Here is a 24,937-nt window from a genome sequence, read left to right as displayed (position 1 = left end):
CGTCCGTTTTTTCGTGCCGATAAAGAACCCATGTTTACGCGTCTTCTAGCCTTGCTGTTATTAATCGTCTCCGGCGTCTGTTCCGCCAGTTTATTAAGCCAACAACGCGTGCCTGCGCAGTATATGCAAACCACCGAAGATGCGGCGATTTGGGCGCAGGTGGGTAATGACGTGATTAACGTAGGCAATGTGCGCGCCGGGCAAATTCTGGCCGTGGTGCCTGCGGCGGCAGATTATTACGAGTTTCGCTTCGGGTTTGGGACGGGCTTTATCGACAAAGAGCACCTGGAGCCGGTGCAGGGCAAGCAGCGTGTCGAAGACAGCCTGGGCGATCTGAATAAACCGCTGAGCAATCAAAACCTCGTGACCTGGAAGGACACTCCGGTCTATAACGCGCCCAGCAGCGGCAGCGCGCCATTCGGTACCCTGAGCAGTAACCTTCGCTACCCGATCCTCAGCAAACTCAAGGATCGTCTCAACCAGACCTGGTTTCAGATCCGCATCGGTAACCGTCTGGCATGGGTAAGCAGCCTGGATGCGCAGGAAGACAACGGCATTCCGGTGCTGACGTACCACCATATTCTGCGCGACGAAGAGAACACGCGGTTTCGTCACACCTCAACGACCACCAGCGTACGCGCCTTCAGTAACCAGATGACCTGGCTGCGCGATCAGGGCTATACCACCCTCACGATGTACCAGCTGGAAGGGTACGTGCGTAACAAAATCAATCTGCCCGCCAAAGCGGTGGCGATCACCTTTGACGATGGCCTGAAATCGGTGAGCCGCTATGCCTGGCCGATCCTCAAGGCATACGGGTTTAAGGCGACGGCGTTTGTTATCTCTTCCCGGATAAAAAGACATCCGCAGAAATGGGACCCAAAATCGCTGCAGTTTATGAGCGTGTCAGAGCTGAAGGCTATTCAGGACGTGTTTGATATCCAGTCCCACACCCATTTCCTGCATCGGGTTGATGGTTACAAACATCCTATCCTGCTGAGCCGTTCTTACCACGTGATCCTGTTTGATTTTGAGCGTTCCCGACGGGCGCTGACGCAGTTTAACCCGCATGTTTTGTATCTCTCCTATCCGTTTGGCGGCTACGACAATAAAGCGATAAAAGCCGCGAATGACGCCGGTTTTCACCTGGCGGTGACGACGGTAAAAGGGAAGGTGAAGCCGGGAGATAATCCGTTCTTGCTCAAACGTCTGTATATCTTAAGAACGGATTCGCTGGAGACGATGTCGCGGCTGGTGAGCAACCAGCCGCAGGGGTAATTATTCGTAGGTGATCTGCAACGTGCCGATGGCGCTGAACGAGCCTGAAGTGACTTTTTCTGTACCAGACTTAACCAACTGAGCCGTGAGAGACGCGCTGAATGACGGAATGATGGTGTTCCCTGTTGTTGTATAGCTGTTCGTTGAATTAGGCACTGCCAGGCTGTTGTCCGGCCACTTCAGTAACACGCCCACGCCTTTTGCCGCATTTGAGGATGCGGTATTAGCGAGTAATGAGCCATCAGTTCCGGTTGTCTTGCTGGTGGTCAACTTCATCGTGATTCTACGTGTGTTAGTGCAATTCCCTGACACCATAGCAGAGACTTGTAGCGTGTTATCGTTTTCGACATCGGAAGCATCATATTCCCCCAGGTCTACGGTTTTAGGCGCCGTAAGCGTGCAGGTCGGTTTTTCAACAGGAACATTGAAGCCCATATCAGGTATCGTGATTAACGGACGTGGATGGTCTTTTTCATCTGAGGTCCAGGGGTTACCTACGACAATATTGCCAATATTTCCGGCCACTGGGCCAATCTTTGTGACGCTCGCGGGCACGCCAGCATAGGAGGGTAATTGATAAAATTCCATACGGGCATACCACCATTTTGCTTTAACCACATCTGAATTATCTGCCTGATTGGCTGTCTCTACATAACCTCCTGTCGTTGCAGGAAAAAATGCGTTAAAAGCGTTGCTGCTTGGGTACATGGCCAGCGTGTAGGCGATCCCCGTTACGTTAGTTTTAAAGAGTGCTTTCCCGTCCACGCTACCGATGACCAGTGAGCTGTCCGTTTGCTGATAGACGCGCTCTCCATCATTACCTGATTGGCACCAGCTATAGAGTCCCGGATTCACCTGCAACTCAATAAGGCCACTTATCTTAGTTGGCGCGCTGACGTACTCCAGGGGAACGAGAGTGGGCTTTGCACCCTTGACATCCGAAATAGGCTGTACGCTAAATCCATTAAATTTACATTCATACAAATCTGCCGATGCAGAAAAATTTATTGCAAAAATAGACAAAGCAAGGCCTGCACCTTTTATAAAGAAATGAGTTGTTCCGGTCCCTGCTGTATAAAACATTCAAAATCCTTATATCCAATACTTGATATTTTAATTGTAAATAACATTCACCAGTACGCTTGTGATAACTTTTCCCGCGCTGACGATCCCTGTGCTTTGATAACGGGCATAGAAATTATAGTTTGTTAAATACTGACTTTCGGTTTGGTCGGATACATCAAAAATAACATTTGACGTTCCTGACGTATTTACCACATTGGTATTGTCTTTTTCTGAAAAAATTACAATTCCTACATTCTCTGCTCCCCCCCCAGAGTCGGGGATTTCATTGGCGAACACCTGCTGGGAGCTTTCGGTAAATTTTCCACTTTGAGGTTTAAACTCAAAATGCAGGGTTTTAGCCAGCCCAGATTCACTTTCCGCACAGTTTTTCAGCTGTATTTCGAAGCGAGTCCCCCCGGCTGCGTCACCGGGCTGGAGTCGCGGGCTGCCGTCTGAGTTATAAAACCAATCTCTGCCAACGATCGGTAAAATGACTTTGCCATTATCCGGAATACTCACCTGGCAGGTATTGTTGATGATGTTTGCTGTCATCTCCATCTCCAGGCTCGAGGCAAACCCTGCTGCGGGAAACCCCAGACAGAAAACGAGCCATGGCATCGCACCTCTAAAGATTACGCGGGAGTGGAGCATCCTGTTTAAGCTACCTGTCTTAATAAACATTATTGATAGGTCACGACAAATGTCACAGGGGCGCTGACCGAACCGGTGGTCACGTCAGAAATGGTTTTATCTTTAGCAATGACGATGCGTGCATCCATTTCAAATTTCCCCGCCCCGTTAGACAGGTTGACGATAGTCGCCGGGGCCGTGGCACAGTTCAGCAGGGAACCTGAGTCGACAGAACCTTTCCAGATTTCAAAACCAACGTTATGTCCGGCGTCATACGAGGTTCCATTTCTGGCACTGCCAGTACAGGACCCACCTGCACCCGGCGTGGCCTGAATGGTGGCATTTTTTACCCCGGCACAGTTGGTGAACGCGATTTTGAATGACTCTCTTCGGTTCTGGTTCACCAGATCGGACTTAAACACATCGCCAAACGGCAAAATACTTATGGGGGCCCCGCTCGCATCCTGAATCTCGGCATTACAGGTACCCGCCTCAATGGTGGACGTAAACGTGGCCTGAACGCTTGTCGTACCGGTAATGGCGCTTAAAGAAACGGAAGGCAGGATGGCAGTCATCGCAAGCACCAGTGATGTCATTGTCTTTTTCATATTAACGCTCCGTATTGCGCCAGTTATTCATAGATGAAATTAAACGTAGCGATACCGCTAAAGTTGCCGGTCGTGCCTTGCCCGCTTGCGGTTTCCACCAGCGTCGCCAGGAGTGAAACTTCACCCGCACTTATCTCTCCGCTCGACCAGACAAGGCGCTGAGTATCAGTGGATGAATTAATGACAAAGGGGGCGTCCGGAGTGGCGGTGCGAGAAATCGCCACGCCAATATTCTCTGCGCTGCCCTCGCCGGAGAGTGAATTTTTAATTGCCGTAGTAAGGGGGCTGGCACTACCGCTAATAGTTGTGTTCAGCGTTGTCAGACTTGACGGGCAAGAGACCATTTTGAGTTTGAAATTTGTCGTTGCTTTGGCATTTTTAAGGATGATGTAATCCAGGCGCACCTTGCCGTCTGTACCGATGGGAATAACATTGCTGGAGCCATCACCGCTGCCACCTTCAATTTTCATATCGCAGGTGGTGTCACGGATATTAGCGGTAAAGGTGATATCGAGATTATCAGCGTATGTTCCGAACGACAGTGCCATCAGCCCCACACTTAACACCCATAATCCTGTTGTTTTCCCAGGTTTAAAAAGCATGCTCTAACTCCCTTTATAAGACAGTGATGTGGCAGGTCTGGCCTGCCAGCAACGTTGTTGGTCCAATCTTTTTCGCATTGGGCGGAATCAGATAGGAGACGGTACAGGATGTGCCGGGATCACTTCCCCAGACGATGTTTAACACCCCTTTATCTTCAATTCCGCGGATCCAGGCTTGCCCTGCCTGGCCTACGCTACCTACCGATACGCCTTGCTCAGTTTGAACATCGGCACCCAGCGGAATAAAGCCTCCGTCGTCACGCGTCAGTTCCATGAGTACTGAACGCCCCTGGTCGGTCTCAAAGTTAACCAGCACAACGGCACCGCTACGGGGGACGGTGGTGGAGCGGGTATTTTTGACTTCAACGTCAGAGCGCATATCGCTGATATCAAGACCGACGCTGTTTTCACGATAGGCAGACAGATAGGGCATCAGGGCATAGCCTGACGATCCGATTTCACCGTTACCGATGGAGACACGGGCCCCTTCTGCTCCCTCTGCTTTAATCAACGCAAGCGTATCGCTTTCGCTAATGCTGCCAGGTGCGAGTGTTACGCCACCCGAGTGCAGAATCATCCCGCCGCTATAGCTGGCGGAATATTGTCGCGTATCGTCATCGGATGCGGAGGCGGAAAGACTCACCGGTCCATGCGGGCCGTTATAACTGCCGTAACCGCTTAGCTGGTTTAACGTATCGTCGTTACGCGTGGTGCTTTCGGTGATGCTGTAACTGAAACGATTATCTTCTGAGTTGCCGTTGGCGCTGGCGTTAAAACTGCCACCGCCTTTTAGATCACTGCCGATGCCCGTAGTGAGTGATGAGAAACCGCCTGCACGCTTGCCGTTACCCATCATCGTGTCGAAAGGAATAGTGAGGTTCAGATAGACACTGTCGTCTTTTTCCCCGAACTCGTTGTAGGTGCGCTGCACTGAGAGGCTGTAACTTCCCCAGCGTAAAGACTGACTGTGGCCAACGGAGTATTGCGCTGATGAGCTGCTTTCATTCCAGTAGTCCTGCCAGGTTGAGTTGACATACAGCGACCCAAAATCAAGGTCGTCGAAGGTCAGCGGCTGGCTGATATTCACCTGGATCTGGTTCTTCATGCGCTGGAAAGTCTGATACACATCGCTGTTATTACGGTCAGGGGTACGCTCTCTGTCACGGTATTTGATCTCGTTGGTCAAGGAGGCCGCATCGCTCAGGCTGAGATAGTCAGACGTTGAAAACCGGTATGCTGCGACGTTGAAAGAAGTATTCGTGGCTTCCATGAGTTTGCTGTAGGAAATGCGATAACTCTCGCCGGTGAGATGTCTTAAGCCCTCAATACGGGCATCAGAATGCGTGACATCAAAGGCGAATGCGCCAATTCGGGTGTTCATAGCCAAACCCAATAATCCGGCGTAAAAATCGCTATCGGTGTATTCCACACCCGCATAACCTGTAAAGGTATTGGATAATCCATAATAGCCCGTGGCGTAACCTACCCTTGGCTTGTCGCGTAGGCTATCGTCACGCAGCTCCCCTACGCCGACATCCCATCGGGAGTAGCCAGGGCGAAGCATTTGCGCGACCGAGGAATACGCGACCGAGAACGAACGTTTGCTGCCATCCGTTTCTTCTACAGTGACGATAAGATCGCTACCGTAACCCGTTGTACTGAGATCTGAGATTTCAAAGGGACCCGGCGGCACGGAGGTTTCGTAAATTGTGTTTCCGCTTTGGGCGATCGTGACTTTGGCGTTGCCGTTTGCCACACCCCGAATCACTGGCGCATAAGTCGATATGCCATTAGGAAGCATACGATCATCGTTATATAAACGTGCCCCGCGTAGACTAATGGAATCGAAAGCATCTCCACGGGTATAAGAATCTCCCGCGATAAACTGTGCTTTCAGCGGTGTGATGTCACGCTGAAGATAAATGTCCTGGCTGGCGTAGTGGGTACCGGCGTCCTGATCCCAGTTCAGATTGCCCCGCGCACGCAGTCGCCACGGCCCCAGGTTTGCGCCATAGCGTAACCCCGCATAGGCCGTATCGGTGCTGTAATCAGGCGTGTCCGCGTGCCAGCCGTTAAGATCCCAGGAGAGCATCGCCGCCGGGATCCCGTCTTCCCAAAGTGAAGGATCGACAAATCCCGCCGGGCGCTGAATGACGAAAGCCTGGGGAATAGAAAGATCCAGTTCCTGTGTGGACGGGTCGTAAGCCACACGAGAGCCGGGATAGGCATCCGACACCGGGATACAGGTTTCTTCGGCGTCATCCCCGGCCAGTTTAAGTTGCCCGGTTGTTACATTTGTCTGGGTGAGCAGTTTACGAGTGATGCAGGGCGTGGCGCGCGATGTGCCATTGTCCTTAAACACAAGCTCCGTGGTTATGGAAGGTTTCCCATTAATAATCACCTTCACCTTATACGTTCCGGCAAGAACAGGGTTGCCTTTTGAAAAACGGCTGACATCAATTGATGTGCCGGTGTTATAAAGAAACTGATCGTTAAACTGAACGTCTTCTTCTTGACTATTTTCAGCAGCAAATGCACAAAACGGCAATACCGCACTTATTGATAAATAGAGTAGCGAACGTCTAAACCGCATGATGAACTCTTTCCCAGAACTAAGCTAATTATAATTCTTACGAATGATACAAAGCGGATATGGCATTAATTTTGTATAGACTCATACTTATCAATTCCACCGTAATCATTGATGGCTTGCCAGATTATTTTGTTATTTCCGAAAGAGGTGTAATTTTTTACGTTCATAGTCTGGCTTGAGAATGGCTCAATATAATGCGTTTCAATATCGTAGCTTTTAGCACCTGCAATAAGCGTTGCACCCGCCAGTGATACATAATAAGGTGAATCATTCTTCGCACTTAAAACGATTTTTTGTCCTTGCCGGATTTGCGTCCATTTAAGATTTTTAGCCGCGTCTGTCGGTTCTCCTTTCAAACCTGTAGGCCGGAAAAAGAGTTTTATGCGGGTTCGGAATGCAAGCTGAAGCATGCTTTGTGTATCGCTATCCTTTGCCTTAGGCGGAACTTCCAGAACGTTAAACCAGAACAGGGATTCTTTATCTTTTGGCAATGACTGACCAAGCCAGGTGATTCTGACTGTTTGCCCTTTTTGCGGTTCAACACGCGAAACAGGGGGCGTGACAATAAAAGGAAGTTTCAGCTCCTGAGGATTAGTGGTATCTCTGCCGTCATCAAGCCAGGTTTGCACCAGTAAAGGCCGGGTGCCACGGTTATCCATAGACACCGTTACGTCTTTTTCCGATTCAGGATAAATGACACGGGTGCCGGAAATGACAATATCTGCACTGGCGTTAAGAGCAAAAACGCTCACCGAGGCCAGCAGCAGGGCTTTTAATCCGCTCTTAATATTCAGTACGTACATGTAAACTCTCAAATAATACGAAAAAATGTGCCCGGCAGGGCACATTAACAGGACGGATAAAATTATTCGTAGCTCATGGTGAAGTAAGCGTTGGCGCTAACTTTACCAGACTGCACAGGGTTAGTGTCTTTCACCCAGTTGGAGCCAGGAACATAAGCAACGCGGTAGAACAGTTTACCCGAGCCGGCAGTCAGGGCTGTTTTCTGCGTATTATTGTCAGGCTGACCCACCATAATACGAGATGAAACGGTTGGGGCATTGTTATACAGGGCAAGTGCAACGTTGCTTGCAGAGCCTGCTACGCTAGCATCGGGGTCAATGGTACCGTTCGCAATAGCGCCCATATTTTTTGACATAAAGCTTGCAGAGGCTTTAGTTAATGTCTGAGGGCAGTCGGTGAGCAGCAGTTCAAAATTTTTGGAACCGACGCCGGCATCAATGGTTGTGGATTCAACTTCAGATTTTTTAACAACGGGTAAGGTAATAGTAATATTATTTTGTTGCGCACCGTTAGAGGTGGAAATATTACATGTTGTGTCTGTTACCGCACCATCAAAAGTGATTAGACCGAGATCCGTATCTGCGATTGCTGAAAAAGAACCTATTGCAAACAAAGCTACCGCTGACGCTAAAAACGTTTTCTTTAACATAATTAAAATTCCATTTAAATATTCTACCGAGTTAATTCAAGCAAAATGATGATAGGGGTCTCTGTATGTATTGGATATTTAAAATTGCTAAAAGGAATCGTTAGAAAAAATTAAGCATTGATAAGTTATTGAAAATGATCTTTAAAATGGTTTTAAATAAACATATAAGGCATTTTTTTAATGTGTTTATATACTATTTGCGGACTTAAATTATAAATGGTAAAGATCGTTCCCCTTTTTATATCATTCAGGGGAATGTTTGTTTCTGAAAGGCGTCACGGGAAGAGAGGCTAAAATAGGAAAAAACGAATGGGAAGGCGCTATTTGCACAATTATGAATGTAATATTTTTTTACCCTTCAAGGCGCGGAGCCAGAGAGCTCCGCGCCTTGTCGGAATCAGGCAACCTGTACCGGAATCGCCTTCGCGGTACGTTTCATCTCATTTTCGCCTTCAAAATAAGCCACTTTAGGCTGCCAGCGACGGGCTTCTTCATCAGACATCATTACGAAGCTGGCGATAATCACGATATCGCCAACGTCCGCGCAGTGCGCAGCCGCGCCGTTGACGGAGATGATCTTCGATCCGCGCTCGGCGGCGATTGCGTACGTCGAGAAACGTTTTCCGTTATTCACATTCCAGATATCAATGGCTTCGTTTTCGAGGATGCCCGCCGCGTCGAGAAAATCCTGGTCGATGGCGCAGGAACCTTCATAGTGCAGGTCGGCCTGGGTAACTTTGACACGGTGAAGCTTACCTTGCAGCATTTTGCGAATCATTACGTTTACCTTTATTCATCAAGCAATAACCCCTCCCGCAGGAGGGGAGGCTAAAACATTACGCCAGTTCTACCACGGTGTTATCGATAAGGCGCGCCTGACCGAGCCACGCCGCCACCAGAATAACCGCACGCTTGCTGGAATCCCTTAGCGGCAGGAGCGTATCGGCATCCCGAATTTGCACGTCGTCAGCACGAAGACCTTTGTCGTTCAGCGCCTGTTCAGCCAGCGCAACGATCTCTTCTGCGGTTAACTCTTTCGCCAGCAGTTGCTCTGCCATGGTATTCATGACTTTGCTTAATCCCGGCGCGATTTTACGCTGATCGGCGGTCAGATAGCCGTTGCGGGAGCTGAGCGCCAGGCCGTCTTTGGCACGCACAATCGGCACGCCCACGATCTCGATATCGTACCCCATGTCGGCAACCATTTTGCGGATCAATGCCAGCTGCTGGAAGTCCTTCTCGCCGAAGCAGGCAATGTCCGGTTGAACCAGGTTAAACAGCTTGCTGACGATGGTGGAGACGCCGCGGAAATGGCCCGGTCGGCTGGCCCCTTCCAGCATGGTCGATATGCCCGGTACGTCCACGAAGGTCGCTTCGTCGGTACCCTGAGGATAGATATCCGCTGGCGCAGGGGAGAAGACGATATCCACATGGCGTTTTTTCAGCTTTTCGCAATCTTCCTGCAGCGTGCGCGGATAGCGGGCGAGGTCATCGGCGCGGTCGAACTGCATTGGGTTAACGAAGATACTGACCACCACAATATCGGCACGCGCTCTCGCTTCGTCGACCAGCTTCATATGGCCGTCGTGCAGGTTGCCCATGGTCGGCACCAGGGCGATACGTTTACCTTCCTGACGCGCCCGGCGGATGTGCTGGCGCAGCAGTGGCAGGGTTTCAATGATTAGCACACCTTGACTCCTTAATGGAAACTGTGTTCTTCGCCCGGATAAACGCCGGACTCTACCTCAGCGATATACTGCCGTACTGCGGCGCGCAAGTCGCCCGCCCCGGTCAGGAAATTTTTGGCAAATTTTGGAATGTGCCCGCCGGTAATGCCAAAGGCGTCGTGCATCACCAGAATCTGACCGTCGGTGACGTTACCTGCCCCGATGCCGATCACCGGAATAGAAAGCGCGTCGGTTACCCGTTTTGCCAGTTCGACCGGCACGCACTCCAGCACCAGCAGCTGTGCGCCTGCCGCTTCGAGGGCGAGGGCATCATCAAGCAGCGTCTGCCCGGCATCGCCACGGCCCTGCACCTTATAGCCGCCAAAGATGTTTACGGACTGCGGCGTAAGCCCCAGGTGTCCGCATACCGGCACTGCGCGCTCGGTGAGCATTTTCACGGTGTCGACAAGCCAGGCGCCGCCTTCGATTTTGACCATGTTTGCCCCGGCGCGCATAACCGCAGCCGCATTGTCGAACGCCTGTTCGGGGGTGGCATATGCCATAAACGGCAGATCGGAAAGAAGCAGGCAGGCTGGTGCACCACGTCGCACGGCGCGCGTATGGTAAGCAATATCCTCAACCGTCACTGGCAGAGTGGAATCATGTCCTTGTACCGTCATCCCTAACGAATCCCCCACCAGCATCACGTTGATCCCTTCTTCTGCAAACAATTTGGCGAAGCTGTAGTCATACGCAGTGATGGTGGCGAAGCGTTTTTTTTCCTGTTTGCATTTCTGCAGTAAGGAGATGGTGGTTGGTTTCATACTGTTTCCTGATAACCCAAAAACGAATCTTTGCGCATTCTAACAGTAACATTTAAGGGAACAATGATTTTAGGCAATCGATTAACCACAAATATTCCATGGTCAGCCGATAAAAAAGCGTATTACCAGCGGGCCGGTTTTTCCGCGTTGAGAGCGTCAAGCACGGACTTTAGCGAGGTACCGTCGGGGAAGGTCAAATCGGGGGCGACTTCAAACAGCGGCCAGAGCATAAACCCGCGGTTTTTCATGTCGTAATGCGGCACGGTAAGGCGCTCGGTATGGATAACGCAGTCGCCAAACAGCATGATGTCGAGGTCCAGCGTACGCGGCCCCCAGCGTTCGGCTTTACGCACGCGCCCCTGCTGCAATTCGATGCGCTGGGTGTTATCGAGCAGCGTGTCGGCATCAAGCGCGGTGTCCAGCACCACGGAGGCATTCAGGTAATCAGGCTGATCCTGTGGACCCAGCGGCGGCGTGCGGTAGAAAGAGGAGACCGCAACAACTTGGCTGTGCGGGATCTCCCCCAGCGCCCGTACGGCAGCATTCACCTGCTCCAGCGGAGAGGCCAGATTGCTGCCAAGGGCGATGTACGCGAGGGTCATGCTGATCCTTCCCGACGCGGCGCGCGTTTGCGCGGGCGACGGTGACGACGACGCGGGGCAGGATCATCATCATCGAGATCGGTCAGCATATCTTTCTGCTCCGGCGGGGCGGAAACCTGAAACTCTCCCCACCACTGCGCCAGACGCTGCAGCTCCTGGTTCTTCTCGATTTCGGCCCGCAGAGAGAGCAGGTCGAACGCGGCGCGGAATTTTGGATGCTCCATCAGCTTCCAGGCGCGTTTACCCTGACGACGGGACATGCGCAGCTGAAGCTGCCAGATATCGCGCACCAGCGTGGTAATGCGTTTTGGAATGGCCAGCGTCCGGCAGGCTTCATCAAGCACGTCGTTAGCCGCCAGGGCAAAGGCATCGTAATAGGCCAGACCGCTTTCCTGGGTGATCCGCTGAGCCGTTTCCAGCAAGGGATACCAGAACATCGCCGAGAACAGAAACGCCGGATTCACGCGCATATCGTTGTGAATGCGGGTGTCGGTGTTCTTCAGCACCTGCGCAATCATGCGCTCCATCGGGCTGTCGCCGTTTTCGGTGAAGTAGCGCGTAATGGTCGGGAACAGCGGCTGGAACAGGCTGTACTCACGCAGCAGGTTGTAGGTTTCGAACCCATAACCGGCCTGCAGCAGCTTCAGCGCTTCTTCGAACAGACGGGCCGGCGGTACGTCGTTAATGAGCGTGGCCAGACGGGGAATAGGCTCCGCCGTCTCCGGGCTGATGCGCATATTGAGCTTGGCGGCAAAGCGAACGGCACGCAGCATACGCACCGGGTCTTCGCGATAGCGCGTCTCAGGCGTACCGATCAGGCGAATCAGGCCGTCTTTCAGGTCCTGCATGCCGCCGACATAATCACGCACGGTGAAATCGGCCACGCTGTAGTAAAGGCTGTTAATCGTGAAATCGCGACGCTGGGCGTCTTCTTCGATAGAGCCAAAGATGTTGTCACGCAGCAGCATGCCGTTCTGGCCGCGCTGGGAGGTGGTACGATCGGCCGCGCTCGCTTCGTGATGACCGCGGAAGGTGGCCACCTCGATAATTTCCGGGCCAAACATAACGTGGGCAAGACGGAAGCGGCGGCCAACCAGGCGGCAGTTGCGGAATAATTTACGCACCTGCTCAGGTGTGGCGCTGGTGGTCACATCGAAATCTTTTGGCTTTTTGCCCAGCAGTAAATCACGTACTCCACCGCCAACGAGATAGGCCTCGTAGCCCGCTTTGTTCAGACGATAGAGCACCTTGAGGGCATTTTCACTGATATCTTTGCGGGAAATATTGTGCTGCTCACGGGGAACAACCGACATGCGGTTTTGTGCAATAGCATCATTCGCCATGCTCTCTTCGCGGCTCAGCACTTTACGGCAAAAATTAGCGACTCGGGTAAAAATGGTACACCTCGTAGTGTGTTTTGTTATGAAAAAAGCGGCTAATCATAGCTCAGCGCAGCGCATTTGAGAATGCTGGATTTTTGGCACGGCCTCAAGTGACCAGTTAGCAATCGCCATTTTCAGCAGTTCATCGGTGTGAAGATCCTGCCAGCCGTCGATGACAGTCTGGTTGAGAAACCGCAGCGCGTCGATTAAAACCGGGCGCGGATCGCCGCCCGGCAGGGCTGGCGCATGGTTTTGCTTGGACAACTTCAGGCCCGACGCGGTCACCGCCAGCGGGAGATGAATGTAATCCGGAGCCGTCCAGCCAAACTGACGATACAGCGAAATCTGGCGCACGGTGGGTTCCACCAGATCGGCGCCGCGCACAATTTCCGTGACGCCCTGGAAATGGTCATCCACGACCACCGCCAGGTTGTAGGCGAACAGGCCATCGCGGCGGTGGATGATGAAATCCTCCTGCGCCAGACGCGCATCCGCCTGTATCTCACCGGACAGCAGATCGTTAAAACGTGTCACGGGGTCGCGCTGACGCAGACGAACAGCCGCGTTTTCCGGGCCGTTGTTGAGCGTGCGGCAATGGCCGTCATAGACGCCCCCCACGCTCTGAATGCGGGCGCGGGTGCAGGTACAGTTGTAGGAAAGCCCTTGTTCGTGAAGCCAGACCAGCCGTTCACGATAGGCCTCGTGGCGTGTTGATTGCCAGAGAACGTCGCCGTCCCAGTGAAGACCGTAATGTTCCAGCTGACGCAGAATGGTGTCTGCCGCACCGGGAACTTCACGCGGAGGATCGATATCTTCAATACGAACGAGCCAGGTACCCTGATGGGCGCGAGCCTGCAGGTAGCTGCCAAGGGCGGCTATCAATGAGCCGAAATGTAATTCACCGGAAGGGGATGGCGCGAAGCGCCCAATATAATGTGATTCAGACATATCAACTAATAAGGCGGGAGAGACTCCCGCCTTTACGGTGTGTTTAGAGGGCGGATTAACCGGCCATCTGTTTTTCGCGAATTTCTGCCAGCGTTTTACAGTCGATACACAGATCGGCGGTTGGACGCGCTTCCAGGCGGCGAATTCCGATTTCAACACCGCAGGATTCGCAGTAGCCAAAATCTTCGTCCTCAACCTTTTTCAGCGTTTTTTCGATCTTTTTGATCAGTTTGCGTTCGCGGTCACGGTTACGCAGTTCGAGGCTGAACTCTTCTTCCTGAGCGGCACGGTCTACCGGATCCGGGAAGTTAGCAGCTTCATCCTGCATATGAGTAACGGTGCGATCGACTTCATCCCTGAGTTGATTACGCCATGCTTCAAGAATACGCTTGAAGTGCGACAGCTGGGCTTCGTTCATATACTCTTCGCCCGGCTTCTCCTGGTATGGCTCCACCCCAGCGATGGCGAGAATACTCAGGGACGATGTTTTACGGTTTTGCCCTTCTTGCATGTTGCTTCTCCTTAACACGCACTATCGATCCCCGTGTCGGGGGAAAAATCAGGTCGCTATAAATAGCAGATGCTTTTCCGTAAGGCAATTATCTAAACGTAACACTTGACAAGCCTGTGAGGAAAAGCGTATTTGCGCACGCGGCCAGAACACATAATAGCCAATCGTCTAATCCCTTATAAGACAATGGGAAGAGAGGATTTCAGAGTCATATTTTCGGCCGAAAGTTCCGCTTTATAAGCGAAAATCTCTACCCCCTGCTTTTGTGCCTCATGCAACAATTGCGCGTATTTAAGATCAATATGGCGGGCGGGAGAGAAGCGTTCAATGGCTGAGTGCAAAACGGCAAACAGCAATACGGCGCGTTTGCCCGCCGCCGCAACACTCATTAGCTCTCGCAGATGCTTCTGGCCACGTAACGTTACCGCATCCGGAAAGTAGCCATTTTCCTGCTCTGCTAACGTCACTGATTTGACTTCAATATAGCACTCAGGACGATCTTCCGCCTGTAACATGAAGTCAATTCTGCTGCCCTCATCGCCATATTTCACTTCGCCTTTCAGCATACTGTAACCGGTAAGTTCCGGGAGCAAATCATTTGTTAGCGCTTCCTTCACTAATTGGTTTGCCCGCAGGGTGTTGACGCAAATAAATGCGCCATTTTGCGTCTGCGTCATTTCCCAGGTATGCGGATATTTGCGTTTAGTATTTTCTGAAGTGGAATACCAGACGGTGTCCCCCGGCGTGGCACAGCCCGTCATGGCCCCGGTATTGGGGCAGTGCAGGGTAAAGTGTTCCCCCTCGGGAGTCACGACGTCAGCAAGAAAGCGTTTGTAGCGCTGGATAAGCGTGGCGTGCTGCAGGGCAGGGCTAAACTTCATCAGAATTCCTTATCGTGTCGCCCAGCGTCCAGCGCTGGAGCGGGGTATAGCGGGTGCGTCCTCGTGCAAAAAACGATTCGTACAGCGCGAAGCCGTTCACCGGAAAAGACCAGTGAAAACCCGGCGGCGGGATGGCGACGGCGTGCCCCGCATCGCGCAGCAGCGTGATATGCGGATGAAACGGCTGCGGGCTTTGGTAGCACCCGCTGCGTGCCGCCTGTGCGCGCAGCATACTGGCAAGCTGTAACAGCCCGCGCGGCGGCTGACGCGTACCCAGCCAGACGACGCGGGAGCGTAACCACTGCCCGGCATCGTCAAGGTGCAGCGTAAACCCCGGCTGGGAAATTCGCCCGGCCATGGCGGCCAGCGCGCGCTGCTTTTCGGCACTCACGTCGCCCAGAAAGGCCAGCGTCAGGTGCAGGTTTGCCGCCGCAATCGGGCGGCCCGCTTCCGGCGGAAAGTGGCTGGCGCGCCAGCGCACAATTTGCCGCTGCACGTTAGCGGGCAACTCCAGGGCGAAAAACAGTCGTTTCGACTCAGACATACAGGGGACTCGGTAATGATATGCGCCGATGCTACAATGTACGCCGACTAAAGTTAACCCTCTGGAGCTGTTCGTGTCCTCTTTGCCGGTCGCCGTCGTCCTTCCTGAGCTACTTGCTGCCTTAAAATATGCCCCTCAGGTCTTGCTCAATGCCCCCACGGGCGCGGGGAAGTCCACCTGGCTGCCGCTACAGATCCTGACATCGGGCGTGATCCCCGGGAAAATTATCCTGCTGGAGCCGCGCAGGCTGGCCGCGCGCAATGTGGCGCAGCGTCTGGCGGAGCTGCTGAACGAGAAACCGGGTGAAACGGTAGGCTACCGGATGCGGGCTGACACCTGCGTGGGGCCAACGACGCGCCTTGAGGTGGTGACCGAGGGTATCCTCACCCGCATGCTGCAAAACGATCCTGAGCTTAACGGCGTCGGGCTGGTGATTCTGGATGAATTCCACGAGCGTAGCCTGCAGGCGGATCTGGCGCTGGCGCTGCTGCTGGACGTGCAGCAGGGGCTGCGCGAAGATCTCCGGCTGCTGATTATGTCGGCGACGCTCGACAATGCTTTGCTGCGCCAGGCGCTGCCCGACGCGCCGGTGATCTCATCCGAAGGCCGCGCGTTCCCGGTTGAGCGCCGATACCAATCGCTGCCTGCGCATCAGCGTTTTGATGACGCCGTGGCGATAGCGACGGCAGAGCTGCTGCGTCAGGAACCCGGTTCGCTGCTGCTGTTTTTACCCGGCGTGGGGGAAATCCAGCGCGTACAGGAGCAGCTCGCCACCCGCGTGGGCAGCGATGTCGTGCTTTGCCCGCTCTACGGCGCGCTGCCGCTCAGTGAGCAGCGCAAAGCGATTCTGCCTGCACCTGCCGGTCAGCGTAAGGTGGTGCTGGCAACCAATATCGCCGAAACCAGCTTAACCATCGAAGGCATTCGCCTGGTGGTCGACTGCGCGCAGGAGAGGGTGGCGAGCTTTGATCCGCGGACCGGGCTTACCCGACTGATTACGCAACGCATCAGCCAGGCGTCGATGGTTCAGCGCGCAGGGCGTGCGGGGCGTCTTGAGCCGGGGATCTGTTTACACCTGATCGGCGCCGAGCAGGCCGAACGGGCGGCGCTGCACGGTACGCCGGAAATTCTGCAAAGCGACCTTTCGGGGCTGACGATGGATCTGCTTCAGTGGGGTTGCCCGGATCCGGAGCAACTGGTCTGGCTTAACCCGCCGCCGGTGGTCAATCTTGCCGCTGCCCGTACACTGCTGGCCCAGCTCGGTGCGCTGGACGGCGAACGGCTGTCGTCGCGCGGCCAGAAAATGGCGGCCATCGGCAACGATCCGCGTCTGGCGGCCATGCTGGTGGCGGCAGAAGGGGATGACGAAATTGCCACGGCCGCGAAACTGGCGGCTATCCTTGAGGAGCCGCCGCGAGGTGGCAGCAGCGATCTGGCGCAGGCCTTTTCCCGTCGTCAGGGGCACTGGCAGCAGCGCGCGCAGCAGCTGTGCCGACGGCTCAACAGCCGCGGTGGCGCGCCCGACAGTGACCGTATCGTTCCCCTGCTGGCGCGGGCTTTTCCGGACCGGATCGCACGTCGTCGTGGCCTCGACGGACGCTACCAGCTGGCGAACGGCATGGGGGCCATGCTTGACGTCGACGACGCCCTGACGCGCCATGAATGGCTGATTGCGCCGCTGCTGTTGCAGGGCAGTCACTCGCCGGATGCGCGCATTCTGCAGGCGATTGCCGTTGATATCGACGCGCTCACCTGCGCCTGCCCGCAGCTGCTTCAGCAGTCTGACAGTGTGGAATGGGATGAAGCCCAGGGCACGCTGAAGGCGTTTCGCCGCAGCCAGATTGGCAAGCTGACGCTGGGGACGAAACCGCTGGCGAAGCCCTCGGAAGAGGAGCTGCATCAGGCGATGCTGAACGGCATCCGTGAGAAGGGGCTGGGCGTCCTGAACTGGACGCCGGAGGCCGAGCAGTATCGTCTTCGTCTGCTGTGCGCCGCGCGCTGGTTGCCGGAATACAACTGGCCTGCGGTAGATGACGACACGCTGCTGGCGTCGCTGGAAGTGTGGCTCTTGCCGCAAATGGCGGGCGTACACTCGCTGCGGGCGCTGAAAGCGCTTGATGTTAAGGCCGCGTTACAGAATTTACTGGACTGGTCATTACGTCAACGTCTGGATAGTGAACTGCCTGGGCATTACACTGTGCCGACCGGGAGCCGGATTGCCATTCGTTATCATGACGATAATCCGCCTGCGCTTGCGGTGCGTATGCAGGAAATGTTCGGTGAGGCAAGCACGCCGTCCATTGCCGAAGGGCGCGTGCCGCTGGTGCTGGAGCTGCTCTCACCCGCGCATCGTCCGTTGCAGATCACCCGTGATCTGGGCGCGTTTTGGGCGGGGAGCTACCGTGACGTGCAGAAAGAGATGAAGGGGCGCTACCCGAAACACGTCTGGCCGGACGATCCGGCGAACACCGCACCGACGCGGCGGACGAAGAAGTATTCGTAAGGTAAGTGCGGGCTGATGCCCTCACCCCGGCCCTCTCCCACGGGGAGAGGGAGAAAAGACATAAATTTGAGAGATTTCTTCTTTCACGCTGATGTAGAAGACACGAGAATCTGGCCTTTGCGCCTGAATGTTGCGGAGAAAAAGCATGGCGGGGAATGACCGCGAGCCAATAGGACGTAAGGGAAAACCCACGCGTCCGGCGAAAGAAAAAGTGAGCCGTCGTCGACTCAGAGATGAGGAGTATGACGATGACTATGAAGACGATTATGAGGATAAAGGATCCATGCCACGCAAAGGAAAGGGCAAAGGACGCAGGCCTCGTGGCAAACGCGGCTGGTTCTGGCTGCTGCTGAAGCTGTTCATTGTTTTTGTCGTGCTGATTGCGATTTACGGCGTGTATCTGGATCAGAAGATCCGCAGCCGAATCGATGGCAAAGTCTGGCAGCTGCCCGCGGCCGTGTATGGCCGTATGGTCAACCTTGAGCCGGATATGTCCATCAGCAAGAACGAGATGGTCAAGCTGCTGCAGGCGACGCAGTATCGTCAGGTGACGAAGATGACGCGCCCTGGCGAGTTTACGGTGCAGGCGAAAAGCATTGAGATGATCCGCCGTCCGTTCGACTTCCCGGACAGCAAAGAGGGGCAGGTGCGCGCGCGTCTGACCTTTGACGGCGATCGTCTTGAAACCATCGAGAACATGGATAACAACCGTCAGTTCGGTTTCTTCCGTCTCGATCCGCGTTTGATCACCATGCTGTCGTCGGCGAACGGCGAGCAGCGCCTGTTCGTAGCGCGTAACGGCTTCCCGGATCTGCTGGTGGATACCCTGCTGGCAACCGAAGACCGTCACTTCTACGAGCACGACGGTATCAGCCTTTACTCCATCGGTCGTGCGGTGCTGGCGAACCTGACGGCAGGGCGCACGGTGCAGGGGGCGAGTACTCTGACCCAGCAGCTGGTGAAGAACCTGTTCCTCTCCAGCGAACGCTCCTACTGGCGTAAGGCCAACGAAGCGTACATGGCAGTGCTGATGGACGCGCGCTACAGCAAGGATCGCATCCTTGAGCTGTATATGAACGAGGTCTATCTCGGCCAGAGCGGCGATAACGAAATTCGCGGCTTCCCGCTGGCGAGCCTGTACTACTTTGGCCGCCCGGTGGAAGAGCTGAGCCTTGACCAGCAGGCGCTGCTGGTGGGCATGGTGAAAGGGGCGTCCATCTATAACCCGTGGCGCAACCCGAAGCTGGCGCTGGAGCGTCGTAACCTGGTGCTGCGTCTGCTGCAACAACAGCAGGTCATTGACCAGGAGCTTTACGACATGCTGAGCGCGCGTCCGCTGGGCGTGCAGCCGCGTGGTGGGGTGATCTCTCCGCAGCCTGCGTTTATGCAGATGGTGCGTCAGGAGCTTCAGAGCAAGCTCGGTGACAAGGTGAAAGATCTCTCCGGCGTGAAAATCTTCACCACCTTCGATTCCGTCGCGCAGGATGCGGCAGAAAAGGCGGCGGTTGAAGGCATTCCGGTGCTGAAGAAACAGCGCAAGCTGAGCGATCTTGAAACGGCGATGGTGGTGGTTGACCGTAACACAGGTGAAGTGCGCGCCATGGTGGGCGGTGCTGAGCCGCAGTTCGCGGGCTACAACCGTGCAATGCAGGCGCGTCGTTCGATTGGTTCTCTGGCAAAACCGGCGACCTATCTCACCGCGCTGAGCCAGCCGAACCAGTATCGGCTGAACACCTGGATTGCCGATGCGCCAATTTCCCTGCGCCAGCCTAACGGCCAGGTATGGTCCCCGCAGAACGATGACAGACAGTTCAGCGGCCAGGTTATGCTGGTGGATGCGCTGACGCGCTCCATGAACGTGCCAACGGTTAACCTCGGTATGGCACTGGGTCTGCCGGCGATCACCGATACCTGGCAGAAGCTGGGTGTGCCGAAAGATCAGCTGCATCCGGTACCGGCGATGATCCTCGGGGCGCTGAACCTGACGCCAATTGAAGTCGCGCAGGCGTTCCAGACGATCGCCAGCGGCGGTAACCGTGCGCCATTGTCAGCCCTGCGTTCGGTCATTGCCGAAGACGGTTCGGTGCTGTATCAGAGCTTCCCGCAGGCAGAACGCGCGGTTCCGGCTCAGGCGGCCTATATGACCCTGTGGACCATGCAGCAGGTTGTACAACGTGGCACCGGGCGTCAGCTGGGGGCGAAGTATCCAGGCCTGCATCTGGCGGGTAAAACCGGGACCACCAACAACAACGTTGATACCTGGTTCGCCGGTATCGATGGCCGTGAAGTGGTGATCACCTGGGTAGGCCGCGATAACAACCAGCCGACCAAACTGTATGGTGCGAGCGGCGCGATGTCGATTTACCAGCGTTATCTTGCCAATCAGTCCCCGGTCCCGCTGAACCTGGTGGCACCGGAAGATATCGTCGATATGGGCGTGGATGACGCGGGTAACTTCATCTGTGGCGGCGGCGTGCGCATGCTGCCGGTCTGGACGACGAACCCGGATTCCCTGTGCCAGCAGAGCCAGCCGGAACAGCCGACGGGCAACCCGTTCGATCAGTCTTCTCAACCTCAACAGCAGCCGCAGCAACAGCCGCAGCAGCAGAATGAGAAGAAAGACAGCGACGGCGTCGCAGGCTGGATCAAGGACATGTTTGGCGGAAACTGATTTTCGCCATGATAAAAAGCCGCTTCCTGATGAAGCGGCTTTTTTTTTGGTAACAGGGCCGCTTACTGAATTCGATAAGATCTCACTTAATTTAAAAATAATGAATTTTTCTTTAAGAAATAATAACGATTACATTCTTTCAAATAAATCAGAGAGTTAATAAAAATAAGGTGGCGGAGGGATTTTCACCCGGTAGACGTACTTGAGGCGATTCTGATTTAATCTTGTTCAGTGTGAAATGTTATTCATTGAGTGGGTCAGGATATTTACCTTTCATTCGCCTCTGCTCATTTGTTTTGTCAGGAATGGAATCATCTTTTTATCTCATATAAGGAATATTCGATGAAAAATAAAATTGTGTACTCTTTTTTCGCGGCCAGTATTTTGGCTGTATCATCACTGCCTGCGTTGGCGAGTGATTCCGGTACCGTGAATTTCGCCGGTAAAATTGTTGCTGATACCTGTGTCGTTAACGTTGATGATTCCAACTCAACGGTATCAACCGTTACCTTTGCAGACACGTATCCGTCTGACTACGGCACAGATGGCAAAGTGGGCACCTCGAAAAATTTCAAAATCTCAGTGTCAGGCTGTGATCCCCTGGTCTCTAAACTGAACCTGAAATTTAGCGGTACCACGACGGATGCGGCGTATAAACGTCTGCAAAACGATCTGACGGGTGCCGGTAATGCGACCCATGTAGGGATTACCGTCACCAATAATAACGGTGGTAAAAGCGATGTGCTGTTTAACGGTTCTGTTCCTGACGGCACAACGGATGTCACGAACGACCCTGAGGGCACGGCTGCCTCTGTTTTTAACTATACCGCGAATGTCATCCAGGTCGGTGATACTGTGCCAACCGCAGGCCACTACTCGGCTTCCGCAACATTTGAAGTGATGTATCGCTAACTCTTTTCGGGGCAGTGTTAAATCGCTGCCCCTTTCGGATTTAAATATTATGAAAGCGTTATTAAAAGTATTATGCGGATGCATAGTCATTGGTTGCTGTTCAGCACAGGCCAGTATTGTATTAGGTGGCACCCGCGTTATTTATCCATCGAATAAATCTGAAGTACAGATTGCGTTAAAAAATAAAGATCCCCATACGCGTTATTTAGTGCAGAGTTGGGTCAGTAATCCAGACGATACCAAAGCGCCATTTGTTGTTACCCCTCCGGTTTACAAATTGCAGGAAAACCGCCAGACGCTTTTACATATTATTTATACGGGCGATAAAAATGCGCTTCCCAACGACCGGGAAACATTCTTTGTGGCGAACGTTAAGTCCGTTTCGGCGCTTGCGCCAGAATTGAAAGATAAAAATACATTGCAGTTTGCCATGAAGACGCGGCTTAAGCTGTTCTGGCGACCGTCGCAGTTAAAAGAAGCTGATGCGCTCCAGGCATGGGAAAAGATCGCTTTCCGCCGCCAGGGGACGCAGCTTATTGCGAAAAACCCTACGCCTTTCTATGTCTCCTTTGGCGAACTGGCCGTCGGGGGCAAAGCCGTGCCCGTTATTGAAACCAAATCCACCCCCGGCGCGGTGGCGATGATGGTTGCGCCTTACAGCGAACAGACCTTCACCTTGCCCGCAGGCGCAAAGGGTGCCGTTACATGGACAGCCATTAACGACCATGGTGCACAAACGCCGCAGAAGCAGCAGGCCCTATAACACATCATGTTGGTAGCGTATGTCTTCGTTCTCAAATTACAGGCCGATTCTGAAGGGGGTCGCGTTAGCCATGCTGGCGTTATTCCAGCCTGCAAATGCGGACGACGAATTCAACCTGCGCATCCTTGAGCTGGACACTCCGCTGGAAAATACCGCTACCCTTAAAAATTTCATCGGGAATAACAGCTTGCTGGCCGGAAGCTACCCGGTGACCATTATGTGGGGGCGGGACATCATCGATAAACGGACCGTGACCTTTGTACTGTCAGACGACAAGCAAAGGCTGCTGCCCGAACTGACCAAGGCCGACCTGCGTGATTTTGGCCTCAAGGTAGATACTCTGCCGGACATGAAAGATCTGGCTGATAGCGCCCGGGTAGAGGATATCTCGCATTTCATTGAAGGGGCGCAGTACGACTTTAATCAGGACGATCAAACCCTGAGTCTGGTGATCCCACAGATTTATCGCGACCAAACGGCGTCAGGGACGATCAACCCAAAATACTGGGACGACGGAGCATCAGCTGCCTGGGCCAGCTACCAGGTCAGTGGTTCGCAGCAGGAATCAGAGTCCGGTAAAAATACCTCCACCTGGCTGGGTCTGGATTCTGGCATTAACCTCGGCGCGTGGCGACTGCGTAATAACAGCACCTGGAGTGACACCGCTGGCTGGGATGCCATCAGTACCAGCCTGCAACGCGACATTAAAGCCTTACGAAGCCAGCTGGAGATTGGCCAGACTGCCACCAACGGCGAGTTATTTGATAGCGTTCAGATGACGGGCGTAAAGCTTGAAACCGATATCTCCATGTTGCCAACCAGTCAGCAGGGGTTTGCGCCTGTGGTTCGCGGTATTGCCAATAGCGATGCGAAGGTCACCATCAAACAAAATGGCTATACCCTCTACCAGACCAACGTCGCCCCCGGTCCGTTTGAAATTCATGACTTAAGTCAGGTGACGTCCGGTGCCGATCTCGAAGTGACCGTAGAAGAAGCGGATGGCAGTGAACACAGCTTTATTCAGGCCAGCGCCTCGGTACCCATTCTTCAGCGAGAAGGGGCGTTTAAATATTCCCTCGCAGCAGGAACGTTTCGCGGTAATGAAGGGGAGGAAGAACCTTCTTTTGCGCAAGGAACGGCGATTTATGGCCTGCCTTACGGCGTGACGGTCTACTCCGGTGCGCTGGGAGCATCCCTTTATCATGCGTTTCTGGCCGGCGTCGGCGCGGATTTGGGGCGCTTCGGCTCGGCATCGGTTGACGTGACCGCCGCCCACACCCTGTTTGACGATGGCCGCGATCCCACCAGCGGCTTGTCATGGCGCGCGCAGTATTCGAAAGACATTCCTGATACAGACACCACGGTCACGCTGGCGAGCTATCGCTATTCCACCGCCGGGTTTTATACCTTTCAGGAGGCTATCGACCAACGCGACAGCAACATTGACGACGGGATCTACACCTATCGACGGGTAAATAACCGTCGCAGCCGCATGCAGGTTAACCTCTCTCAGCGTCTGGGGGACTGGGGTTCCACCTATGTTAACGCTTATCAGCAAAACTACTGGGATATGAGCGGCAGCGAACGCAGCGTGAGCGCCGGGTTTAGCTCAAGCTGGCGCGATATAACCTGGTCTGTCAGCTACAACCTGACCCGCACCCCGGATGCCGACAACGACAGGCAGCTGGCGCTGATGGTCAACATCCCTTTCTCACGCTGGCTGCCAAATTCATGGGCAAGCTACAGCATGACGACCGCCAGCGGCGGGTATACCTCTCATCAGGCGGGTATTGGCGGAACAGCGCTGGAGGATAATAAGCTCAGCTACAACCTTCAGCAGAGCTATACCAGCAATAATGTCGGATACGGTGCCAGTCTTTCTGGGCGCTACAGAGGATCGGCTGGCGAGGTCGGGCTGGGTTACAGCTACGGCGGCAGCAACAGGCAGTGGAATTACAACGCGAAAGGCTCGCTGGTAGCCCATGAGCACGGGGTGACGCTCGGGCAGTCTGTGCGCGACGCCTTTGCCATCGTCCATATCAAAGACGGCAGCAACGTGAAAGTCCAGAACGGGCGCGGGATTTATACCGACGCTTTTGGCAATGCGATTGTCCCGACGCTGACGGCCTATCGCCATAATGGCATCACCGTAAACACAGAGGATCGCGACGATCTGGATATCGAGCTCGCGACACAGGATGTGGTGCCAACCAAAGGGGCGGCCATGATGGCGAATTTTGATGCGCGTGCAGGCCAGCGCGCGCTGGTCACGCTGATTTATCTCGGTAAACCCGTGCCGTTTGGGGCCATCGTCACGCTGGATAACACCTCCGCGATTGTCGGTGATGACGGGGAAGTCTGGCTAACCGGCCTGCAGGGGACTGTCGCGTTAAGCGTGCAGTGGGGAGAGGACGCCGGACAGCAGTGCAAAGGGACGTTGACCGTGCCTGCTGAGCGCGCGGCGAACATTTTAAAATCAACGGTGCATTGCCGTTAGGTG

Annotated in this window: 23 protein-coding genes; 7 read left to right on the top strand and 16 right to left on the bottom strand. The window is 54.1% G+C overall.

The features are described from left to right. The first annotated feature begins 30 nt into the window (after positions 1–30). Positions 31–1,278 carry a polysaccharide deacetylase family protein gene (locus FFS28_RS11190; protein WP_101738226.1) on the top strand — a complete coding sequence of 416 codons (1,248 nt, stop codon included), beginning with the start codon at positions 31–33 and terminating at the stop codon, positions 1,276–1,278. Here the strand turns inward: FFS28_RS11190 and FFS28_RS11185 are convergent, their stop codons facing one another. From FFS28_RS11185 to thpR, 16 genes are all read right to left on the bottom strand, one after another. Beyond that, entirely contained in the window at positions 1,279–2,361 is a 1,083-nt protein-coding gene (locus tag FFS28_RS11185; RefSeq protein ID WP_137849570.1) for a fimbrial protein StkG, read from the bottom strand. Positions 2,362–2,391: 30 nt separating this feature from the next. Further along, positions 2,392–2,994, bottom strand: a complete 603-nt coding sequence (locus FFS28_RS11180; protein ID WP_137849569.1) for a fimbrial-like protein — start codon at positions 2,992–2,994, stop codon at positions 2,392–2,394. Between the two features lie 29 nt (positions 2,995–3,023). Further along, entirely contained in the window at positions 3,024–3,581 is a 558-nt protein-coding gene (locus FFS28_RS11175; protein ID WP_137849568.1) for a fimbrial protein, read from the bottom strand. A 23-nt stretch (positions 3,582–3,604) separates the two neighbouring features. Then, on the bottom strand, positions 3,605–4,183 hold the full coding sequence (locus FFS28_RS11170; protein ID WP_137849567.1) for a fimbrial protein: 579 nt from the start codon (positions 4,181–4,183) through the stop codon (positions 3,605–3,607). Positions 4,184–4,196: 13 nt separating this feature from the next. Beyond that, on the bottom strand, positions 4,197–6,776 hold the full coding sequence (locus tag FFS28_RS11165) for an outer membrane usher protein (protein ID WP_137849566.1): 2,580 nt from the start codon (positions 6,774–6,776) through the stop codon (positions 4,197–4,199). A gap of 65 nt (positions 6,777–6,841) precedes the next feature. Then, the gene (locus FFS28_RS11160; protein WP_137849565.1) at positions 6,842–7,579 is read right to left on the bottom strand and encodes a fimbrial chaperone; all 738 of its coding nucleotides are present in this window, start codon (positions 7,577–7,579) and stop codon (positions 6,842–6,844) included. A gap of 62 nt (positions 7,580–7,641) precedes the next feature. Further along, positions 7,642–8,229, bottom strand: a complete 588-nt coding sequence (locus FFS28_RS11155) for a fimbrial protein (RefSeq protein WP_137849564.1) — start codon at positions 8,227–8,229, stop codon at positions 7,642–7,644. 397 nt (positions 8,230–8,626) lie between these two features. Next, positions 8,627–9,007: an aspartate 1-decarboxylase gene (gene panD / locus FFS28_RS11150; RefSeq protein ID WP_006173750.1), complete on the bottom strand. Its 381-nt coding sequence runs from the start codon at positions 9,005–9,007 to the stop codon at positions 8,627–8,629. 58 nt (positions 9,008–9,065) lie between these two features. Beyond that, a complete protein-coding gene (gene panC, locus FFS28_RS11145; protein ID WP_137849563.1) occupies positions 9,066–9,917 on the bottom strand; it encodes a pantoate--beta-alanine ligase in 852 nt (283 codons plus the stop codon). An 11-nt stretch (positions 9,918–9,928) separates the two neighbouring features. Further along, positions 9,929–10,720, bottom strand: coding sequence for a 3-methyl-2-oxobutanoate hydroxymethyltransferase (gene panB, locus FFS28_RS11140; protein WP_088208892.1), 792 nt, complete (start codon positions 10,718–10,720; stop codon positions 9,929–9,931). 122 nt (positions 10,721–10,842) lie between these two features. Then, positions 10,843–11,322: a 2-amino-4-hydroxy-6-hydroxymethyldihydropteridine diphosphokinase gene (folK, locus tag FFS28_RS11135; protein ID WP_137849562.1), complete on the bottom strand. Its 480-nt coding sequence runs from the start codon at positions 11,320–11,322 to the stop codon at positions 10,843–10,845. Beyond that, complete coding sequence (pcnB, locus tag FFS28_RS11130; RefSeq protein ID WP_212743976.1) at positions 11,319–12,719, bottom strand: polynucleotide adenylyltransferase PcnB; 1,401 nt, start codon at positions 12,717–12,719, stop codon at positions 11,319–11,321. The genes folK and pcnB overlap by 4 nt, the downstream gene beginning before the upstream one ends. A 42-nt stretch (positions 12,720–12,761) precedes the next feature. Continuing rightward, positions 12,762–13,652, bottom strand: a complete 891-nt coding sequence (gluQRS, locus tag FFS28_RS11125) for a tRNA glutamyl-Q(34) synthetase GluQRS (protein WP_137849560.1) — start codon at positions 13,650–13,652, stop codon at positions 12,762–12,764. A 55-nt stretch (positions 13,653–13,707) separates the two neighbouring features. Beyond that, on the bottom strand, positions 13,708–14,163 hold the full coding sequence (gene dksA, locus FFS28_RS11120; protein ID WP_001155232.1) for an RNA polymerase-binding protein DksA: 456 nt from the start codon (positions 14,161–14,163) through the stop codon (positions 13,708–13,710). A gap of 176 nt (positions 14,164–14,339) precedes the next feature. Beyond that, positions 14,340–15,044: a DNA/RNA nuclease SfsA gene (sfsA, locus tag FFS28_RS11115; protein WP_137849559.1), complete on the bottom strand. Its 705-nt coding sequence runs from the start codon at positions 15,042–15,044 to the stop codon at positions 14,340–14,342. Next, on the bottom strand, positions 15,034–15,588 hold the full coding sequence (thpR, locus tag FFS28_RS11110) for an RNA 2',3'-cyclic phosphodiesterase (RefSeq protein WP_137849558.1): 555 nt from the start codon (positions 15,586–15,588) through the stop codon (positions 15,034–15,036). The genes sfsA and thpR overlap by 11 nt, the downstream gene beginning before the upstream one ends. Before the next feature lie 73 nt (positions 15,589–15,661). Here thpR and hrpB point away from each other — a divergent pair, with 73 nt between their 5' ends. The 6 genes from hrpB (at position 15,662) to FFS28_RS11085 (ending at position 24,934) form a co-directional block, all read left to right on the top strand. Next, entirely contained in the window at positions 15,662–18,091 is a 2,430-nt protein-coding gene (hrpB, locus tag FFS28_RS11105; RefSeq protein ID WP_137849557.1) for an ATP-dependent helicase HrpB, read from the top strand. A gap of 145 nt (positions 18,092–18,236) precedes the next feature. After that, complete coding sequence (gene mrcB / locus FFS28_RS11100) at positions 18,237–20,762, top strand: bifunctional glycosyl transferase/transpeptidase (protein WP_137849556.1); 2,526 nt, start codon at positions 18,237–18,239, stop codon at positions 20,760–20,762. Continuing rightward, complete coding sequence (locus FFS28_RS21700) at positions 20,749–20,922, top strand: hypothetical protein (RefSeq protein ID WP_171007404.1); 174 nt, start codon at positions 20,749–20,751, stop codon at positions 20,920–20,922. The genes mrcB and FFS28_RS21700 overlap by 14 nt, the downstream gene beginning before the upstream one ends. Positions 20,923–21,104: 182 nt before the next feature. Then, entirely contained in the window at positions 21,105–21,674 is a 570-nt protein-coding gene (locus tag FFS28_RS11095) for a fimbrial protein (protein ID WP_137849555.1), read from the top strand. A 49-nt stretch (positions 21,675–21,723) separates the two neighbouring features. Beyond that, entirely contained in the window at positions 21,724–22,437 is a 714-nt protein-coding gene (locus FFS28_RS11090; protein ID WP_137272821.1) for a fimbrial biogenesis chaperone, read from the top strand. A gap of 19 nt (positions 22,438–22,456) precedes the next feature. Next, positions 22,457–24,934 (top strand): fimbria/pilus outer membrane usher protein, encoded by a 2,478-nt coding sequence (locus FFS28_RS11085; protein WP_137849554.1) that lies wholly within the window; start codon positions 22,457–22,459, stop codon positions 24,932–24,934. Positions 24,935–24,937: the final 3 nt, after the last annotated feature.

The organism is Enterobacter sp. 2VL, assembly GCF_005503595.1.
Classification (GTDB): Bacteria; Pseudomonadota; Gammaproteobacteria; order Enterobacterales; family Enterobacteriaceae; genus Enterobacter; species Enterobacter cancerogenus.
Note: the sequence above shows the minus strand (reverse complement) of the source record. Positions and strands in the feature narration are given on the sequence as shown.

Bases quoted from the DNA above. Each gene is read 5' to 3' on its own strand.
- FFS28_RS11190 (WP_101738226.1), top strand. From the start codon at position 31: ATGTTTACGCGTCTTCTAGCCTTGCTGTTATTAATCGTCTCCGGCGTC.
- FFS28_RS11185 (WP_137849570.1), bottom strand. From the start codon at position 2,361: ATGTTTTATACAGCAGGGACCGGAACAACTCATTTCTTTATAAAAGGT.
- FFS28_RS11180 (WP_137849569.1), bottom strand. From the start codon at position 2,994: ATGCTCCACTCCCGCGTAATCTTTAGAGGTGCGATGCCATGGCTCGTT.
- FFS28_RS11175 (WP_137849568.1), bottom strand. From the start codon at position 3,581: ATGAAAAAGACAATGACATCACTGGTGCTTGCGATGACTGCCATCCTG.
- FFS28_RS11170 (WP_137849567.1), bottom strand. From the start codon at position 4,183: ATGCTTTTTAAACCTGGGAAAACAACAGGATTATGGGTGTTAAGTGTG.
- FFS28_RS11165 (WP_137849566.1), bottom strand. From the start codon at position 6,776: ATGCGGTTTAGACGTTCGCTACTCTATTTATCAATAAGTGCGGTATTG.
- FFS28_RS11160 (WP_137849565.1), bottom strand. From the start codon at position 7,579: ATGTACGTACTGAATATTAAGAGCGGATTAAAAGCCCTGCTGCTGGCC.
- FFS28_RS11155 (WP_137849564.1), bottom strand. From the start codon at position 8,229: ATGTTAAAGAAAACGTTTTTAGCGTCAGCGGTAGCTTTGTTTGCAATA.
- panD (WP_006173750.1), bottom strand. From the start codon at position 9,007: ATGATTCGCAAAATGCTGCAAGGTAAGCTTCACCGTGTCAAAGTTACC.
- panB (WP_088208892.1), bottom strand. From the start codon at position 10,720: ATGAAACCAACCACCATCTCCTTACTGCAGAAATGCAAACAGGAAAAA.
- folK (WP_137849562.1), bottom strand. From the start codon at position 11,322: ATGACCCTCGCGTACATCGCCCTTGGCAGCAATCTGGCCTCTCCGCTG.
- gluQRS (WP_137849560.1), bottom strand. From the start codon at position 13,652: ATGTCTGAATCACATTATATTGGGCGCTTCGCGCCATCCCCTTCCGGT.
- dksA (WP_001155232.1), bottom strand. From the start codon at position 14,163: ATGCAAGAAGGGCAAAACCGTAAAACATCGTCCCTGAGTATTCTCGCC.
- sfsA (WP_137849559.1), bottom strand. From the start codon at position 15,044: ATGAAGTTTAGCCCTGCCCTGCAGCACGCCACGCTTATCCAGCGCTAC.
- thpR (WP_137849558.1), bottom strand. From the start codon at position 15,588: ATGTCTGAGTCGAAACGACTGTTTTTCGCCCTGGAGTTGCCCGCTAAC.
- mrcB (WP_137849556.1), top strand. From the start codon at position 18,237: ATGGCGGGGAATGACCGCGAGCCAATAGGACGTAAGGGAAAACCCACG.
- FFS28_RS11095 (WP_137849555.1), top strand. From the start codon at position 21,105: ATGAAAAATAAAATTGTGTACTCTTTTTTCGCGGCCAGTATTTTGGCT.
- FFS28_RS11090 (WP_137272821.1), top strand. From the start codon at position 21,724: ATGAAAGCGTTATTAAAAGTATTATGCGGATGCATAGTCATTGGTTGC.
- FFS28_RS11085 (WP_137849554.1), top strand. From the start codon at position 22,457: ATGTCTTCGTTCTCAAATTACAGGCCGATTCTGAAGGGGGTCGCGTTA.